Annotated in this window: 13 protein-coding genes, 1 tRNA gene and 1 pseudogene; 9 read left to right on the top strand and 6 right to left on the bottom strand. The window is 66.5% G+C overall.

Annotation, left to right across the window (positions count from 1 at the left end; all coding sequences use genetic code 11):
• Positions 1 to 183: 183 nt before the first annotated feature.
• From ACFYP4_RS12855 to ACFYP4_RS12865, 3 genes and pseudogenes are all read right to left on the bottom strand, one after another.
• Positions 184 to 1,593, bottom strand: coding sequence for a DUF1906 domain-containing protein (locus ACFYP4_RS12855; protein ID WP_388785167.1), 1,410 nt, complete (start codon positions 1,591 to 1,593; stop codon positions 184 to 186).
• Positions 1,594 to 1,646: 53 nt separating this feature from the next.
• Positions 1,647 to 2,813, bottom strand: coding sequence for a lipid-transfer protein (locus tag ACFYP4_RS12860; RefSeq protein WP_388785169.1), 1,167 nt, complete (start codon positions 2,811 to 2,813; stop codon positions 1,647 to 1,649).
• 587 nt (positions 2,814 to 3,400) lie between these two features.
• Positions 3,401 to 4,288, bottom strand: a pseudogene (locus tag ACFYP4_RS12865) (bifunctional MaoC family dehydratase N-terminal/OB-fold nucleic acid binding domain-containing protein); the annotation flags it as partial.
• Positions 4,289 to 4,891: 603 nt separating this feature from the next.
• On the opposite strand from ACFYP4_RS12865, the gene ACFYP4_RS12870 reads away from it, so the two are divergent.
• Together ACFYP4_RS12870 and ACFYP4_RS12875 are read left to right on the top strand one after the other, a co-directional pair.
• Positions 4,892 to 5,779 (top strand): bifunctional DNA primase/polymerase, encoded by an 888-nt coding sequence (locus ACFYP4_RS12870; RefSeq protein ID WP_388785171.1) that lies wholly within the window; start codon positions 4,892 to 4,894, stop codon positions 5,777 to 5,779.
• 250 nt (positions 5,780 to 6,029) lie between these two features.
• Entirely contained in the window at positions 6,030 to 6,545 is a 516-nt protein-coding gene (locus ACFYP4_RS12875) for a hypothetical protein (RefSeq protein WP_358852317.1), read from the top strand.
• Between the two features lie 376 nt (positions 6,546 to 6,921).
• On the opposite strand, the gene ACFYP4_RS12880 is transcribed toward ACFYP4_RS12875, so the two are convergent.
• Positions 6,922 to 7,008, bottom strand: a tRNA-Ser gene (locus ACFYP4_RS12880).
• 588 nt (positions 7,009 to 7,596) lie between these two features.
• On the opposite strand from ACFYP4_RS12880, the gene ACFYP4_RS12885 reads away from it, so the two are divergent.
• The 4 genes from ACFYP4_RS12885 (at position 7,597) to ACFYP4_RS12900 (ending at position 12,695) form a co-directional block, all read left to right on the top strand.
• Positions 7,597 to 8,949, top strand: a complete 1,353-nt coding sequence (locus tag ACFYP4_RS12885; RefSeq protein ID WP_388785173.1) for a hypothetical protein — start codon at positions 7,597 to 7,599, stop codon at positions 8,947 to 8,949.
• Positions 8,946 to 9,875, top strand: a complete 930-nt coding sequence (locus ACFYP4_RS12890; protein WP_388785175.1) for a DNA adenine methylase — start codon at positions 8,946 to 8,948, stop codon at positions 9,873 to 9,875. Before ACFYP4_RS12885 ends, ACFYP4_RS12890 begins: the two co-directional genes overlap by 4 nt.
• Before the next feature lie 1,220 nt (positions 9,876 to 11,095).
• A complete protein-coding gene (locus ACFYP4_RS12895) occupies positions 11,096 to 11,614 on the top strand; it encodes a hypothetical protein (RefSeq protein ID WP_388785177.1) in 519 nt (172 codons plus the stop codon).
• 232 nt (positions 11,615 to 11,846) lie between these two features.
• Positions 11,847 to 12,695: a hypothetical protein gene (locus ACFYP4_RS12900; protein WP_388785179.1), complete on the top strand. Its 849-nt coding sequence runs from the start codon at positions 11,847 to 11,849 to the stop codon at positions 12,693 to 12,695.
• A gap of 251 nt (positions 12,696 to 12,946) precedes the next feature.
• Here the strand turns inward: ACFYP4_RS12900 and ACFYP4_RS12905 are convergent, their stop codons facing one another.
• Both ACFYP4_RS12905 and ACFYP4_RS12910 read right to left on the bottom strand, forming a co-directional pair.
• Positions 12,947 to 13,417, bottom strand: coding sequence for an NUDIX domain-containing protein (locus tag ACFYP4_RS12905; RefSeq protein ID WP_388785181.1), 471 nt, complete (start codon positions 13,415 to 13,417; stop codon positions 12,947 to 12,949).
• Positions 13,418 to 13,419: 2 nt separating this feature from the next.
• Positions 13,420 to 14,163, bottom strand: a complete 744-nt coding sequence (locus ACFYP4_RS12910) for a helix-turn-helix domain-containing protein (protein ID WP_388785183.1) — start codon at positions 14,161 to 14,163, stop codon at positions 13,420 to 13,422.
• Positions 14,164 to 14,282: 119 nt separating this feature from the next.
• On the opposite strand from ACFYP4_RS12910, the gene ACFYP4_RS12915 reads away from it, so the two are divergent.
• The 3 genes from ACFYP4_RS12915 to ACFYP4_RS12925 all read left to right on the top strand — a co-directional run bounded on the left by ACFYP4_RS12915 (position 14,283) and on the right by ACFYP4_RS12925 (position 16,111).
• Positions 14,283 to 14,513 carry a hypothetical protein gene (locus tag ACFYP4_RS12915; RefSeq protein ID WP_388785185.1) on the top strand — a complete coding sequence of 77 codons (231 nt, stop codon included), beginning with the start codon at positions 14,283 to 14,285 and terminating at the stop codon, positions 14,511 to 14,513.
• Positions 14,514 to 14,758: 245 nt separating this feature from the next.
• Positions 14,759 to 15,202 carry a glycine-rich domain-containing protein gene (locus ACFYP4_RS12920; RefSeq protein WP_388785187.1) on the top strand — a complete coding sequence of 148 codons (444 nt, stop codon included), beginning with the start codon at positions 14,759 to 14,761 and terminating at the stop codon, positions 15,200 to 15,202.
• A 72-nt stretch (positions 15,203 to 15,274) separates the two neighbouring features.
• On the top strand, positions 15,275 to 16,111 hold the full coding sequence (locus ACFYP4_RS12925; protein WP_388785189.1) for a protein kinase: 837 nt from the start codon (positions 15,275 to 15,277) through the stop codon (positions 16,109 to 16,111).
• Positions 16,112 to 16,987 lie beyond the last annotated feature (876 nt).

The following is a 16,987-nucleotide window of genomic DNA, read 5'->3' on the forward strand; positions in this document are numbered from 1 at the left end:
ATCGGCCGCAGGTCCCGAAGGCATGTCCGCCTCAGGTTGTAGAGGTGGGGACAGCTCCACCTCCTGGAGGTGGACTGGCGGCGCACGCCCCCTGAGGGTTCACCCCTGAGGTGCCTCCCGCGGCAGCACCCGCGAACAGCCCGGGCGGCCCCACCACGAGGACGGGGCCCGCCGGGCGCGGTGTCAGCCGATGCGGGCGACCGGCGCGTCCATCGCGTTGCGGTCGATGAGCAGGGTGCGGCCCCCGTGGCGTTCCCGCACGTTCCCCGCGTACTGGTGGATCCGTCCCTTCGGCCAGGCGCCCCGGGCCAGCACCGGCTCCTTGGCCAGTTGCGGCTTCCCCCGCCAGCGCGCGAACCACATCACCGACGGAAGGTCCTTCACCCCGGCCCGGCGCGCCGTCTCCATGTGCTGCACGCCCGTCGCGGCACTGCTGTAGAACCCCGGCAGATAACCCCGCTTGCGCACCTCGCGGTTCCAGCCCCGCACGAAGAGCAGCGTGGACTTGGCGCACTTCTTGTTCAGGTGGTTGTACGCCTCCACGTCCAGGTAGAGCGGGCTGCCCTGCCGGATGCCGAGCGCGTCGGCCCGGCGCACCGCGTCGGCGCCCTCGGTCTTCCCCTGCTCCCAGGGGCGACTCCCGACGGTCACGTGCCGCTTGGAGCTGCCGAACACACACGGCGACTGCGACCCCACGTACAGCGGGAGCACCTTCCAGCCCTGCTTCTTCACCGTCTTCAGCCAGCCGCGCGTGAGCAGCGGCTGGTTCGGGCAGGCACGGCCGCGGCCGCCGAAGTAGACGCCCACCCCGCGGTAACGGGAGGCCAGCCAGCGGCGCATCGTGTCCGCCGACTGGGTGTGGCAGGTGTCGAAGGCCCAGCCCTTGAACCGGGGCGCCGCCGCCGACCGCTGCGGTTGCGTCCCGTCCTGCCGTCGCTCCGGCTCACGCCGGTTCTCCCGCTCCTGACGCGGCTCCGGCACCGGCTCCCGTGCCGGCTCCTGGCCTCGGGCCTCGCCCTCGCCCTCACCCTCGCGGTCGCGGCCGTCCTGGCCTGCCCAGTCGGCCTGGTCCTGCCAGTCGTCCCAGTCCCGCGACTCGTCGCGGTCCGGCCGGCCGGCCTGGTCCTCCCTCGATGCCTGGTCTGGCCCTGAACCGTCGCCCTGCCCTGAGCCCTGGTCCTGCCCTGAACCCTCGCCCTGGCCCGAGCCCTGGTCTTCGTCCCGGCCCGGCTCCCGTCCCTCGTCGCCCGACCCGAAGCCGTCGTCCCAGGAGATGGCCTCCTCAGCTCCCGCCGCGTTTGCCGGAACCGCCGCGTCGGCCGGGACCACCTCCCCTGGCCCGGAGCCGGAGCCGGAGCCGGAGCCGGAGGCGTGCGTTCCGGGGCGGGACGACGACGAGTGGACGTCGGCCGGCTCCGCCCCCGGGCCGGAGAGGCCGGAGCCCTGGCTCGATGGTTCCGGTCCGGGACCGGCCCGCTCCGCGGCGAAGACGGGGGCTCCCGCCAGCAGGAGCAGCGCCAGGCTCAGGGCGACGGCGGCCCTCGGACCGCGCTGATGACCACTGTGACTCGGATGACGTCCGTGACGATGCATACGGTGAGTGAACCGACCCACCCCCGCCCACGGGCGTCAACCACACGCCCCGTTCATCCGTCCGACCGCAGAATCAACCCCGATGTGGGCACTCCGGTGCCCGCCGTGACGAGGACGCGGCCGGCGCCGGGCACCTGGTTCACCGCCGTGCCCCGCAGCTGGCGTACCGCCTCCGCGATGCCGTTCATCCCGTGCAGGTACGCCTCGCCGAGCTGTCCGCCGTGGGTGTTGAGCGGCAACCGCTCCCCGGCCACCAGGTCCGCGGCCTCCCCCGGTCCGCAGAAGCCGAACTCCTCCAGCTGCATCAGCACGAACGGCGTGAAGTGGTCGTACAGGATCCCGACGTCGACGTCGGCCGGTCTCATCCCGGAGGTCCGCCACAGCTGGCGTGCCACCACTCCCATCTCCGGCAGCCCCGTCAGATCGTCCCGGTAGAAGCTGGTCATCTGCTCCTGCGCACGCCCCGCGCCCTGCGCCGCCGCGGCGATCACCGCCGGGGGGCGCGGCAGATCGCGGGCCCTCTCCACCGACGTCACCACCAGTGCCTGGCCACCGTCGGTCTCCTGGCAGCAGTCCAGCAGCCGCAACGGCTCCACGATCCAGCGGGACGCGGCGTGCTCGGCGAGGGTGATCGGCCGGCCGTGGAAGTACGCCGCCGGGTTCGTCGCCGCGTACCGCCGGCCGAGCACGGCCACCCGGCCGAACACCTCCGGAGACAGCCCGTGGGCGTGCAGGTACCGCTGGGCCGCCATCGCCACCCAGGAGGCGGGCGTGAGCAGCCCGAACGGCAGCGTCCAGCCGAGCGCCGCGCCTTCCGCGGAGGGTTCCCGGTGCTGCACCCCGGAACCGAAGCGGCGTCCCGACCGTTCGTTGAACGCCCGGTAGCAGACGACCACTTCGGCGACCCCGGCCGCCACCGCGAGCGCGGCCTGCTGGACGGTCGCGCAGGCCGCGCCGCCCCCGTAGTGGACGCGGGAGAAGAAGGACAGCTCAGCCATCCCGGCCGCCTGGGCGACGGTGATCTCCGGACTGGTGTCCATGCTGAAGGTGACGAGACCGTCCACGTCGGCCGGTGTCAGTCCCGCGTCGTCCAGCGCGGCCCGCACCGCCTCCACCGCCAGCCGCAGCTCGCTGCGCCCCGAGTCCTTCGAGAACTCGGTGGCCCCGATCCCGACGATCGCCGCCCGCCCGCCGAGGCGGTCCCTCCTCCGTACGCTCACGGCACACCGCCCGCCGCCTGGCCGGCGCCCGCGCCGGGGGCGGAATCCGGCACCGGAGGCGGGGTCCGCGCCGGGAGCGGGGTCCGCGCCGGGGGCGCGACCGTCAGCGTGACCGTGCCGGTCACGTGTCTGCCGAGACTGTTGGCGCCGACGACCCGCACGGTGACCGCGTCGCCGTCCACGGCCTCGATCGTGCCGGTCAGCACCATCGTGTCCCCGGGGTGGTTGGGCGCGCCGAGCCGGATGGCGACCCCGCGCAGCACCGCGCCCGGACCGAAGTGGTCGGTGACGTACCTGCCGACCAGCCCGTTGGTGGTCAGGATGTTCATGAAGACGTCGGGCGAACCCTTCGCCCGGGCCGCCTCGGCGTCGTGGTGCACGTCCTGGTAGTCACGGGAGGCGATGGCCCCGGCGACGATCAGCGTGCGGGTGACCGCGATCTCCAGCGGCGGCACCTGCTCACCGGCCCTCATGCCCGCCTCTTCGCCACGTGCGATCAGCTCCCCCGGTCCCTGCCGCGCTGTGGGGTGGGCTTCGGCGTCGGAACCCGCTTCGGGGTGGGCTTCGGCGCCGAAGACTGCCTCGGGTTGGGCGTCGGCGCCGAAGACCGGCAGCACCAGCTCCTCGTCGTACCGCTCGAAGCGCAGCCGTACGGGCATCCCGATCCGCACCTTGTCGTACGGCACCCCCACCACGTTGCTGACCATGCGCACCCCCTCGGCAAGTTCGATCAGGGCGACCGCGTACGGGGGGTCGAAGGCAGGGAAGGGCGGGTGGTGCACGACGACGTACGAATGGACGGTCCCGGCGCCGCTCGCCTCCACCGGGTCCCACTCCGGGGAGCCGCACGCGTTGCACCCCGGCAACCAGGGGAAGCGCGGCGTCCCGCAGCCGCCGCACCGCTGGATGAGCAGCCGCCGGCGTCCGACGCCCTCCCAGAAGCCGGCGTTGTCCCGGTTGATCACCGGTCGAGGCCGCCGTGCGTCGGGGCTTCGCCGCGCGGGCGCGTACTTGAGGATGCGGAAGCGGTGCGTCCCCGCGAGTTCGCCGTGCGTCCGAACCTCCATGCGTGTCGTGACGAAGTGGCCTGCGCCCAGTCCGGTGTTCTTGCGCTCCGAGACGGACTCGATCACCGCGTCGAAGGTGATCTCGTCCCCCGGCCGCAGCGGGCGCAGATACTCCTGCTCGCAGTCGGTGGCGACGACCGACGTGCACCCGGCGTCGTCGAGCAGTCCCAGCAGTTCGTCGTACGCGCCGGCGCGTCCCGCGTGCCCGGACAGGCCGCCCATCGTCCACACCTGGAGCATCGTCGGCGGCGCCACTGCCTCGGGCCCCGCGTAGGCCGGGTGCCCGTCGCCCGTCGCCTCGCACCAGTGCCGGATCATCGGCCCGTTCACCGGGTCCTTGCCCACGCCCCCGACGGCGGCGGCCCGCCCCTCGTACGCCTTGAGGCGCGCCGTGAACGCGTCGCTCACCGCCTCCCCCCGCGCGTCCCGAGCCGCGCCGTCGCCACGATCACCCGCTGCACCTCGCTCACCCCGCCCCCACACACCCCCGGCGCACCGGCGCGGTGCGCCTCGGCGCCGACGCGGCACGGCAACGCCTCCTGCCCGTGGGCGCCTCCGGCAGTCGGCGGGCTCTCAGACATCGGAGTGCGGACGTACGTACGGAGGTCGGTGCACGGGCGTCGCCGGCGCTCCGTGGGGGCGAGGTGCACAGCCGCGGCCCTCCAGGATCTCGTACGGGAGAGGGTTTCTGACTGTCCGTCAGGTCACTCGGACTGTCAAGGCCACCCGCGCCCCCGACTCACCCCCTCCGTGCCCTCTCGACTCCGCACTCCAGGTGCGGGCGTGCGCGGCGGCACCCCAGTGCCGTCGCGCAACCGTCACGACGCCCCCACACCCGCGCACACCCCTTCTTGAGCGCCCCGGCTCCCCAGCCACCTGGGGTCGCGCGTGTTTCGCCACAGCCCCGGGCCGTCCCCCGGCCACCACAGGAGCCACCCCTGAGTGTGGACCGGCACCACCTCCGACCGAAGCCCCCTTCCCTTTTTCGAACACCTGTACGAAACTGGAGTCATGGCCACCATCGACCGGCAGGTCACCACCCTGGCCCTGGCGCACGCCCTGTCCGCAGCCGAGCGCGGGCTGGCGGTCATTCCGCTGTCCCGGACCAAGCTCCCGGCCCTGCGCTCCCCGCACCGCGCCGCCCCGGACTCCGCGACGCCCGGCTGCCACGGTGAGTGCGGCCGTTTCGGACACGGGGTGTACGACGCCTCCACCGACCCCCGCCGCATCCGCGAACTCTTCGCCGCCGCCCCCTGGGCCAGCGGTTACGGCATCGCCTGCGGACTGCCTCCCCATCACCTCATCGGCGTGGACCTCGACACCAAGTCCGGTACGGACTCCACGGCGGCCCTGCGTGAACTGGCCCTGCGCCACCTGTTCACGATCCCCGAGACGGTGGTCGTCCTGACCCCCAGCGGCGGCCGCCACCTCTGGCTGCGCGGCCCGGCCGACGCGGTGGTCCCCAACTCGGCCGGCCGGCTCGCCCCCGGCATCGACATCAGAGGGGCCGGCGGCTACCTCGTCGGCCCCGGCTCACGTACCGAACACGGCGTCTACGGCACGGCCCCGGGTACCGCCCACCTGGCGCCCGCGCCCTGTCCGTCCGCCCTGCTGCGTCTGCTCACACCCCCGCCCCGCACCCGCCGGGCCGCGCCGGGAGCGGCGGCCGGGACCACGGAGCAGCACGGCCAGGGTCTCGTCCAGTTCGTCCTGACCGCCCACGCGGGGCAGCGCAACACCCGCCTCTTCTGGGCCGCCTGCCGCGCCTACGAGAACGGATTCGGCACCGACCTCGCGGACGCCCTCACCGACGCGGCGGTCCGCACGGGCCTCACGTACCGCGAGGCCCGGTCGACGATCGCCTCGGCGGCGCGCATGACGGGTCGCCGGGGGGCCTAGAGCGGCCCGGGCCCGGACACCGACGCCCGGGAACACGTCGGTGACCGGCCCCGCCGGGCGCCGACGTTGTTTAGTGACGCGCTCCACCTGGACGCCACGAACCACGCCCGCTCCACGGTGTGTGGGTCGACGACGGACGGGATGGGAGCTGGGGAGAGTGGTGGGTTGAGGCGATCAAGGACGGGGACGGCCACAAGAGCAAGTCAGTACCGTAACCAGCGGATCATCCAAAAGTGAGGTGAGGGTCACCGTGACCGGCAACAACAAGGCGGCTCGCACACTGTCCCGTGGCGGTGCGGCCATAGCCCTCGCGCTGCTCGCGGGCGGTTGCAGTCCGGCCGAGCGCCCGTTGGTGGCCATCGGCAAGGGCGCGGACGGAGACGTACGGGCCCTGCTACGGCCCTGCTCGGACGACGACCCTATCCGGGAGGTCGTGTTCCTCAGGAGTAACGACAGGGTGGACCGCGCGGCCCAGGACGGCTGGTCGATCCAGCCGCTCGGTTCGGTCACCGGCGAGCAGGAGTTCAGCCTCTTCAGTCTCCCGAAGGGCTGGCAGGGCAAGGCAGGTTCAGTCACGAAGCTGGCATCGGATGGGGACTACTCGATGAGGTTCATCGTCGGGGCGAACGAGACCGTGCGCTACAAGGGCCTCACCAGGTTCACCCAGGCGGACGTCGAGGGCCTGCCCCCCGGACAGTGGTGGGCCGACGGAAAGGCCATGAGCCGCGCGGAGTTTCGAGCGCAGGCGGACGATGCTTGCTCATAAAGCGCGCCCAACGACAGGCGCCCCGGGGGTGCCCGAGGCGGTATGCCGAACCGGTGGGAGTAAGAGGTGGCTCGCGGGGTGGCCGTACGAGCGGGGCGCGTGATCGGCGTCCTGGGTAGTCCCCACCGGGCCCCGGCTGTACAGCAGTGAAGTACCGCAACCCCAGCAGTCGACCCAAACCGGTAGCGCCCCTCCGGTGCCGCGGAGCAACCGGAATGACTATCGCTGGCCGATTCGGCTAGAGCTACGGATCAGAAGGCTCGTGCCCCATCCGTGGCCGATCGAGCGGGGAACACCGGGGAACGACGGGCACTCACAGACCGCACGCAGCATGACGGCCCCTGACCGATCTACCTGGTCAGGGGCCGTTCACCTGCGGTGGGTGTGGGATTTGAACCCACGGTGACATCGCTGCCACGACGGTTTTCAAGACCGTTCCCTTAGGCCGCTCGGGCAACCCACCTGCGCCCCGGCCCACCTGGGGCGGAGCGGGTACAGACTACCGGGCGCGGGCTCGAAGCGGGGAGCATGGTCCACACGGGGTCCACAGGCTCTGGTCTCGGGTGCCGACCCTCCCCATGGGCAGAGCATCACTCAGAGCACCGGCTAGCGCCGGCCCCTAGCGTCCGCCGGCTCCAGGCCCACCCCGGCTGAGAGTTACAACCTTCTCTACGGGATCTCAAGTGCGGCTCGCTCCGCTCACCGCGCGCGGCCCGGCCCCCGGCCGGGCCTGCGCTCCTGTCTCCGCCCCGCTCCAGCCCGGCCGGCGCCCGTGCCGCGCTCACAGCAATTACTGATGATCTCGGTGTCATGTCGCTGGACGGTCGACGAGATTCCCAGCTCAGAGGCTCCGCCGTCACGCGACATCCCACCCGGAATCTCAGTAGCTGGCTGACGTCAGAGAACGGGTAGACCGACCCGTGCACTCGTGACCACCTTCCGGCCATCTGGCCGAAAATAGCAATATAGCAGGAGAGCCTCTACGCCACGTATGATCCGTCTGCCAGAAAATATGGTGCACCGCAAGGGGGCGGCGAGGACTATGAGTGGCATGAAACAGGCAAGCATGCACGTTGCGTCCTTGACTTTGGACGAAATGAACCCGCGGCACTCGCAGCCGACGAAAAGCCTCGAAGAGTCCATTGCCGCACTCCTCGAAGAAAAGGGAGCACCCAAACTACTCCGGCTCGCTAGAAGTATCGTCGATAGAGGGCTCAACCCGACTGAGCTGATCGTGGTAATGCCCGTGGGGGACCTCAATATCGTCCTTGAGGGCAACCGGAGGGTGGCGACACTCAAGTTGCTACACAAGCCCAGCCTGGCGCCGACCGAGCAACTTCAGCGGAAGTTCGCTGCGATTGCCGCGAGTGGCGAAGTGCCGAGGAGAGTGCAATGCGTCGTTGCCGAAAACCGGCAGCATGCCGCCCCCTGGATCAAGCTCAGGCATACCGGGGAAAACGACGGCGTAGGTGTTGTTAAGTGGAGTCCGGCCGAGATTAGCAGGTTTGGTGGACGCTCGACTCCAACCGAAAAGGCCAGACTTCTCACGGATGCGGTTAGCGCATGGTTCGCCGACGATGAAGAACTGATTGCTGATGTCGCAGCCGTCAGGGAAAACAGGATCACGAACCTAGGTCGAATGATCGGCGACCCAGACGTTCGGGGTCGGCTAGGCATCTCCTTCGATGGAGAGTCTGTCGTATCTGACTTCCCCAAAGATCGGATGCGGCAAATCCTGGCCCGCCTCTTCCATGATCTGGCCGGCACCGTTTCCGTCGATAAGATCAAGACCAAGCGGCAACGGAACAGCTACCTGCAGCAGGTCGAGGACGACTTGCCAAAGCTGAGCGAACGACTGGATGAGCCGCAGAGGTTTTCCGGCGCTGCGTCGAGTGCCAGCCCGGAAACGATTAAGAAGGTTGAGACGTCTGAGTCCTCTCCGGCGAAGACTCCACGGCGCAAACGGCCGGACTTCGAGAAGCGGCTATTCCAAAGCGTTTCCTTGCGGAATGTGAGCCTTCGTACCTCTGAAGTCTTCGAGGAGGCGAAGCGGCTCAGCATCGACGAGATGCCCAACGTCGCCGCTATCATGGTGCGGATCATCGTGGACATCGTGGTCACCGATGCAGCGGATCAGCTCGGCTGGAAGCGTGGCCAGAACGACCTCAAGGGTCGGATTGGTGCCGCGCTGCATCAGGTTGACCCCGCACAGGACAAGCCGGCGCTCAGTGGTGCTTGGCGTTTCTCGCAAAAGGATGAAGGAGCACTCGTGCTGAAGACCCTCCACCAGTTCGTACACTCCTGGCAGGCCAATCCACTGACATCCGAGGTCCGAAAATTGAGCCTGGCATACGGCCCACTCTTGACCGAGATTGATGAACTTATCGAGAAGAAGAGGCGATGAGGTACATCAGCCCTCTCCGATACCCAGGAGGTAAGGCGCGACTAGCTCCTTACATCGCCCACCTCCTTTCGCGACAACGCCCGCGTCCCCGTTCGTATGCTGAAGCCTTTGCCGGGGGCGCGGGCGCCGCTTTGCGCTTGCTTACGGAAAATGAAGTTGAGCACATTTACCTTAACGACCTGGACCCAGGTGTCGCAGCGCTATGGCGTTGCATTTTCCTCGACCCTGATGCCTTGACCCAATCGGTCAAATCTGCAGAGGTGACCATCGACGCGTGGCATCGTCACGCTGAAATCTATAATAACCCGTCCGACCGCACCGACATCGAACTTGGTTTTTCCACATTTTTTCTGAATAGATGTAACCGTTCCGGGATCCTACGAGCGCGGCCAATCGGCGGACTTGATCAGACTGGTAACTGGAAGATTGACGCTAGGTTCAATCGAGACTCTCTAGTCGAGCGCATTGAATATCTGGCAAAATTCCGCGACCGAGTCACCATCTCTCAGATGGATGCTCGCTCCTTTATCCGCCACCTCGAGCCACAGAGTGACGACATTCTGATGTATGTCGACCCTCCATACATCGTTCAAGGTGACAGGCTCTATCTTGACTCCCTCACAAGCGGGGACCACGAGGAGTTGGCGGATATTTTGCGCGATACTAAACTTAGATGGCTCCTCACATACGATGCAAATAAACGCATCACGAATGAGTTGTACAAGGGCTTCCGCTGTGTAGAGTTCGACATCCTGCATACAGCACAGATGCAACGGACCGGCGTAGAATATGCCATTTTTGGAGACAGGCTTATCTTGCCAGAGGTTACAGGGATAATCGGCGAGGGAAATTTTCGCTGGATGACTCCTAAAAGAAAACGTCGCATTGCTTCTAACGCCGTCGAACAGCCTGTTTCAAACTCTTGACCCAAACGGCATTTCTCATCCTCGTTCAAGTCATGCTTACCGGACCCGCCGCCGTCACTTCTCCGGTCGACGGCAGGCGACGTGGCTGGGGCCGGCGGGGGTAAAGCGAGGCACACGCGCGCCCGATCGGTCAGCGCACCCGGCGTCGTGGCTGGCTGTCGTCGGCTGAGGTACAGAGCACCACCCAACCACCCCCGCGCAGGACGAAAGCGTGAAGCCGGAGGACCGGGCGAGGTGAAACGTGAGGCTTGGGGCCATCAGCCCGCTCGGGCTGTCGTCGTCAGCTGCGAGGGAACACCCACAGGGTGTGGGGCCCGTGGTCTAACGTCATACGGTCCGCGATTAGGAAGTGCTCGATAGCTGAATCGACGGCGGACGCCGCATCCCGTAGGTGCCTGCGGAAGGATCGTTACAGAGGGTGGCCATGCGGCCAAGGCTCATGTCGACGCCTCGCAGGAGTGCCGCTTCCATTGAGGTGCGCCGCATGGCAGCGCCACCCTGCCCTGTCCTGAGTGCACACAACCTATGCCGCCGGCGGTTTCGTGTTTCCAGGCGGGAAGACGACAGCGGCGCGCTATGGAGATGCCCGCTGCCAGCTAAGAAACCAGTCTGGATACGCCGGCGATAGGCGCCACCCGCGGACCGTGCGCAGCACGGGTATATCGCCTCCGCTACGCTACTCCACTTCTCCTTCAACACCTACCACTCGAACGGTCGATCCCAAGTGCGGTTGCGCCCCGAGCTAGGTACATTGCATCTGCCGGTGCGCCGATGGATCCATCCTGATAACGCATGGAGTGGAGTAAGTCATGAATAGCCGTTCATCCGATGTCCCAGCTCGCACAGATTTCGTATCCTCGGTAGTTGAGCTAAGTTTCAAAGACAGCGGATATGACCCATCCACCACCCCAATTATTGAACCCGTCAAATCCTTGATCCTCAAAGAGGTTCTTATCTCGGACGAGGAATGGGAGAACGCTAGAAAATCGCGTCCCGAATTGTTCGACTTGACGCATGTTCGAGCAAACTTGGAGCACTTCATTCGAGATGGTTTGGAATTCTTTCCCGTGGACTATGTTGGCGAGGGTGACCTGAAAGTAATTATTGCCGCTTTGAGGGTAAAATTTCGCCCTATGCAAGCATGCATGTGGCCGTTCGCTGGGGGCGAGTTCTCCCCATCCAATTAGGCCAGTCTCCCGAAGACCAAAAGAGGCATTGCGGTGACCCTCGAAGATAACCGAAGAGCCGCCCTGTCCGCCATCGGAACCTACGTTGCAGCCGTCATGGCGGCGGTTATCACCTTCCTGGCCGTAAGCAGCACACTTTTTATTCAATATACTGGAGGGCCTGACAGCTGGCTTTTTTATGTCGGCTTCTGCCTACTCATCGGTGCTTTCACATGTGGCGTTACTGTGCTGGGAAGGCAGATTCTACTTCTGGCCCGTGATCGACTTAATCCATTCGATCCGGTTTTGCGCTGGTTCACTATCACCCTTGTCGTATTTATGATTTCCGCCGTAACCATGATGGGAATCTTCGCTAGCCATCACGTGGGAATTGATGAACCGCCACCAAAGCGGGAGTCAATTGATCCAGGACCTCCTACTGCCACCCCAGAAGCTTCGGTTTCGTCGACCTCAACCACAGGCCCTCCCCGAGAACAGCACTGCCCTTTCGGCTTCAAGGGAGCTGATTCCTGCGTATCTGAACCAAGTGGACCAGCGCATGTGCGGCCGTGACGGCTAGGCAGGTACTGCCGGTAACGCTCAGAGGAGGCGATCGAGCCACCAAGGCGCTGGCCGCTCTCTCGAAGCCAGACTCGTGGACTACCTGTGGACGGACTCAGGCGACTAGGCGTCGAGTGGAGTCCTGAGCAGCAACGTTACTCAGTGGCCAAGTCCCCCTCGGAGCCGTTGCAGCGTCCGGCAAATGTTGTGGCACCACTGAGTACAAGGCGGGCACCATAGCCGCATGACAGATGAGTACGATCTGGGCGAACTTCCCGATGACGTAGTACACATGGGGCGCTTCTTCGAAGCCTCGTCCGCCTGGCCCGAGAGCGCCTGGTTCGGGCGCGCCATGGCTCTTCTCCACTTCGGCACGTACCGCGTTGATCGCTTTCCGTTCGAGGAGACCTTCGAGAATGATCTCGCTGCCGCAGCGGCGCTGGCTCGAAGCTTCACCCAGATGCGGGCAGCTTGGGTGGTCACGAGCCACGGATTTCTAGCAGAGACACGTAACTTGCTACGTTCGGTGTATGAGTCTGCCGGCCTAGCCAGAGTGTTGGCCAAGGACCCCAAGATGGCCGATCAGTGGCTTCGTGACGGCAAGTGGTTCCCTGACGTGCGTGTACGACAGTGGCTCAGCGACGTGCGAGGGGACTCCGCGCATGAGGTTGAGAAATACAAGAACTTTTATGCGGAAGCTTCGGCTTGGGCCCACCCGACGGCTGAATCTTGCATGGGGCAGTTCACGGTAGAGGAAGATCATTTCTTCCTAAACTCGGCGATCACATTCGACGCAGAGGCCTGTCAGCAAGCAGTCGGTCTGCTCGCATCCACAGCGCTCTTCGCGTGCTTCGCCTTTCGTAACGCGGTTGTCAACGAGCGGGCCATCGACCCGGCCTGGCGAAGGGATCTGTATGACCTCGCCCGCGAGATGTCGGACGAGGCAATGCCCCACCTCGACCGGGACTGGGACGCTGAGCAGGCTCACTACGACGCTGTCATGGCGAACCTGCGTGATCGGCGCTACCTCAAAGGACAGTTGCGCACTCATCCCAGGGCGTACGACAACCTCAAACCTCAAGAAGCGGACTAGCTTAGCTGAGGGGCGTGTTCCCTCTTAGCTGACCTCCGCTATGCAGTATGAGCAGAGGAAGCTCGTGTCAGACCCGTGCCAGATCGAGCGGGGAACCACGGAGAACAGCGAGGGCTGACCAGGTTGGCCCCAGGTCTCCGACACCACTTCACCGCAGGTCAGAACGGCAGCTACTGCCTGAAGACCCGAGCTTCCCAAGCTGATGGCTCGACGATCATGCGTAACGATCACCTGATCCAGGGACGCCAAAATCAACCGAGATAGGGCCGCTCACGTTGCTCTAGGAAGTGGCGGATTCGTAGCTGCTGCGTATGGTGCATCGGCAGTTGATCGATTTGCTCAGGCTGGACGAACCGCAGCTCCGTGGACTCGTCCGAGATCGCGAGCCGGCCCCCGATCACGCGGGCGGTGAAGCAGACGTTGAACTGTCGGCGCACCTCGCCGTCCGTGTAGGCGATGACGTGGCGAGGGTCGGTGTACGTCCCCACAAGCCCGGTGATCTCCACGTCCAGCCCCGTTTCCTCCTTCACCTCGCGGACGGCGGTTCCTGGCAGGGAGTCGGTCATCTCCATGCCGCCGCCGGGCAGCGCCCAGAGATCGTTGTCCCGCCGGCGTTGAAGGAGGATGCGTCCCTCGTCGTCAGTGACCACCGCGGACGCGGCGACGACCAGACTGTTGGGCTTGGGGGCGTCTGGATCGTCGTAGTACTCCGTGCGTGCCATGGTCACCCTTCTCGTACTGGCGTCGCGGTCGCCCACACCGCGTCGAAGCTGTCGGCGTAGGTGTCGAACATGCCGCCTTCCCCGTTTCGGCGCAGGTGCCAGACTGGGGCGCTGTAGGCGTTCACGCCCCAGACATGGGCGTTGACCAGTGCCTGATCATCGGTCCGGTAGATCGAGTTGTAGAGCGTCGTGGCGTGAGTCCGTACCTCGATGCCCGGTACCCCGATGAGGGGGCGGCAGTGCATCAGCGCGAGACGGCAACGGGACTGGATGCCGTGGCCGAACTTCTCTTCGTCTCCGCGCTGTTGCACGTTGGGGCTGTCCGCGTCGCCGACTGCGATACGGACCACACAGCCCTCGGCCACTCGCTCCTTCAGAAGCTTGTTGAGCCTCGGGTACGCCTCGTGCAGGAAGACGGCGGCATACACCAACACGTCGATCTGCTCGCGTGCCTGGGTCAGCATGTCCACGAAGGTGGAGACGGGGATGTCCGCCCGCTGGTCGTAGAGGGCCACAAGTTCCGGACTGACGGCGCGGGCGGGGCGTGCCTGCCTGAGCGATGGCCATAGAGCGTGCACGTCTTCTCCTAGCGTCTCTGCTGCCAACATGGCCGTGGCACGACGCGGCGTACGCCCCAGGTTGACCCATCGTTCGACGGACTTGGGATCGACTTCGACCTTGCCCGCGAGGGCGTTGTACGTCCAGCCGCCGGCCGCCATGGCCGCACGTAATTTCTCGTTTGCCATTTCAATCTCTCCTACCAACCAGCGACGGCACTAGGGACGTTCTACCCGACGCGGGACGTCCCGAAGTGGTGTTTGTCGGTGGTTCCGACGTCCTGACGGTCGGTAGGAAGCTCGTTGGCATGGCGAGCAAGCAGCAGACCAGGCCAGGCATCGGCGAACTGGCGAAGGACAGTGCCAGCGGACGCATCGGCGTCGTCATGGGGGAGATCGGCGGTCGCGTGCAGATGCGGCCCGTCCGTGGCGGCAGGGAGTGGGATGCCATGCCGGGTGGCGTCGTCGCACTCAGCGCTCGGGAAGAGCTGAGCGCGCGTCTGGACGCGAGGAACGCCAATAGTCGGGCCGGGCTGTGATGCGCGCCGTTGGCCGGTACGCCGGGGTCCTGTTCATCATCTGCATCAGCGGTTCGTGCGGCTTGGTGATCGGCATGGCCCTCGGCACCGGTCAGTACTAGACGGCCGCCCCGAGCGGGTGCCACGTACGGCTCCCCGTCCCCGTTCGGGGCGGCCTCCAGCCCGCCGGCGATCACCTTCGAGTCGAACTCGGCGATCGAGGCGGCAGGAAGTGCCCTGCACCACTTCACATGAGGAGACGGCACATGACGGCAACGGCGAACGTGCAGAAGACCGGTCGCGCGGTCGCGGGTGAGGAGCTGTTCGAGAGCCTCGCCCACTTCGTGGTCACCCACAACAGCGAGTCGGACGAGCGAGCCAAGCGCATCGCCGACCAGGCCGTGGCCTTCGTGGTCACGGCGGCCACCGCGACCGTTCCAATGGTCCCGTCGGACGACGTGGACCTCGGGCTCCACGCGCTCATCCTGCACACCAAGGAGTACGCCCAACTGTGCGAGCGGTACGCGGGCCGCTTCCTCCACCACAACCCGAAGCCGGGTGGCGGGGCCCGTGACCCGGAGAAGGTCGCGACCTCGGCCCGTGCCATGAAGGCCGCCGGGTTCGCGGTCTTCGACGACCTGTGGACCGTCGACGGGACGAATCTCGCCCAGTGCGACTCGGACTGCGGCCGTCCCTACGGTCAGAACTAGGACCTGACATCAGTGACGCGGCCGGCCCGGACTCAGGGTCGGCCGCGTTCGTCCGGAAGGAGAACAACGACGTTGTCCTGCTCGATCCATGAAGTTCCGACCGTTGTGCTCGATGCGCTCGTGCCCAACGCGCGACGCCTGGTCGTCAACCGGCGTGGTTCCACCGTGTGGGAAGTGTTCGGCCCTCGTGGTCACTACGCCGTGAAGGTCGGCTATCCGATCGAGGCCACGGCCGACTGGCCAGCGCAGCCCTGGACCGCCCTCGCACCGGCACGCGAGGGCGCCGTGCTCCACCGCCTCGGCTTCGACGAGATCGCTTACGGCGAGTGGGAACACGGCACCTGGAACTTCCAGCCCTGGCATGAAGGACCGGACCTCTACCGGCTGTGGGAACCCTGCCGTGAACCGGACACGGTCATCGCGCCCCACACAAGTGTCGCCCTGGGATGCGTCGAAGCTCTCGCCGAACTCCACGGTAGGGGCTGGGCTCACGGAGACGTGCAGCCTGCCCACTTCATCATCGGACTTGATCGAACGCACCTCATCGACCTTGCCTTGGCCAAGGGCGGACACGTACCCCAGGGATACGACTTCCCGTTCCGAGGGTGCCTCGTCCACTACGAAGCGCCGGAGATCGCCCGCAGCGTGCTCGCCACCGGAGAGGCTGAGCCGACGCAGGCTGCCGACGTCTACGCCCTCGGCGCTTCCCTGCTGATCTCCGCCACTGGTTGGCGGGCTGTTGAGTACCCGGACGACGCCCCCCGCCCCGTGCAGAGAGAAGCCGTGGCGACCGGTCGGCGTCGTCACGTGAAGGTGCCGGGTGAGCTGGGCGACCTGATCGACGCGATGCTCAGTCATGCCCCCGAGGACCGGCCGACGATCTACGAGGTGGGCAAAGCCCTGAGCTGATCCCGAAGCCTGCTCGCCGTGAAGCTGCTCAAGCGGCGGCGGGCGGTAGCAAGAGACCGGACCACCCCTCAGCCTGGACAGCATTCCGGGTGGTCCGGTCGTGGAAGCCCTGATCAGGACCCCGGTGCCGATGGTACCGGGGTGGTCGGCGTGCTCGAACGCGGGTGCGGATACAACCCCGGCTATCCCCCTGCCTAGTTGGAGCAACACGTATGAAGTCCTGTCAGAGAAGGCCCCGTTCTGACCCCCGCCACCGAAAGTCAGCCACGGCGGCGGGTTCGCCGAACGAGCACCCGCCACGTGTGCCTCCAGCAACCCCGGCCGGACCGCAGCCACGCTTCCTCGATGCGTCACGATCCGCAGTCCCACCCGCTGAAGCGTTGCGCACGTACGGGCAGGCCCTGGCTCGCCTCCGGGCTTCCCCGAAAGAAACGGTGACCGTGCGTTCTGCCGTCGCTCCGTCTTCAGCTTGGTCCTGGCGCTCGGGCCTGTCGGGGTGCTTCCTGCCCTGGCTGTCCGTCTCGGCGGTGTTGCGCGCTGAGTGGCCGGGGGCCGGCGCAGCGGTGGCGGAGACAGGGAGCGGCGGCGGCCCCCGGCCGCCAGCGCGCGCGGACCGCCGTAGGCGGGCCGCCTTGATCCAGTAAAGAAACTCTGAACAGCGCCGCAGCCCGGCAGTCGATCAACCTGGGAGAACAACGGGTGGCAGGGCAAGTCCTGACGGTTCGGGCAACTGCGGCACGAGACAACGGCACGGCTGCAAGCGGGGAGCGATGACCGAGCACATACCGGACAACGAGGTGGGGTCGACCAGCATTCATGTCGGGGACAGGGATCAGGTACTCGTGCTGATCAGCGAGATGCGCGCCATGGTCGTCC

Source organism: Streptomyces sp. NPDC005551 (assembly GCF_042871785.1).
In the GTDB taxonomy this organism is placed as follows: domain Bacteria; phylum Actinomycetota; class Actinomycetes; order Streptomycetales; family Streptomycetaceae; genus Streptomyces.

Coding starts and splice junctions, on each gene's coding strand:
- ACFYP4_RS12855 (WP_388785167.1), bottom strand. CDS start 1,593: ATGCATCGTCACGGACGTCATCCGAGTCACAGTGGTCATCAGCGCGGT.
- ACFYP4_RS12890 (WP_388785175.1), top strand. CDS start 8,946: ATGAGGTACATCAGCCCTCTCCGATACCCAGGAGGTAAGGCGCGACTA.
- ACFYP4_RS12920 (WP_388785187.1), top strand. CDS start 14,759: ATGACGGCAACGGCGAACGTGCAGAAGACCGGTCGCGCGGTCGCGGGT.
- ACFYP4_RS12870 (WP_388785171.1), top strand. CDS start 4,892: ATGGCCACCATCGACCGGCAGGTCACCACCCTGGCCCTGGCGCACGCC.
- ACFYP4_RS12915 (WP_388785185.1), top strand. CDS start 14,283: ATGGCGAGCAAGCAGCAGACCAGGCCAGGCATCGGCGAACTGGCGAAG.
- ACFYP4_RS12885 (WP_388785173.1), top strand. CDS start 7,597: ATGAAACAGGCAAGCATGCACGTTGCGTCCTTGACTTTGGACGAAATG.
- ACFYP4_RS12900 (WP_388785179.1), top strand. CDS start 11,847: ATGACAGATGAGTACGATCTGGGCGAACTTCCCGATGACGTAGTACAC.
- ACFYP4_RS12910 (WP_388785183.1), bottom strand. CDS start 14,163: ATGGCAAACGAGAAATTACGTGCGGCCATGGCGGCCGGCGGCTGGACG.
- ACFYP4_RS12905 (WP_388785181.1), bottom strand. CDS start 13,417: ATGGCACGCACGGAGTACTACGACGATCCAGACGCCCCCAAGCCCAAC.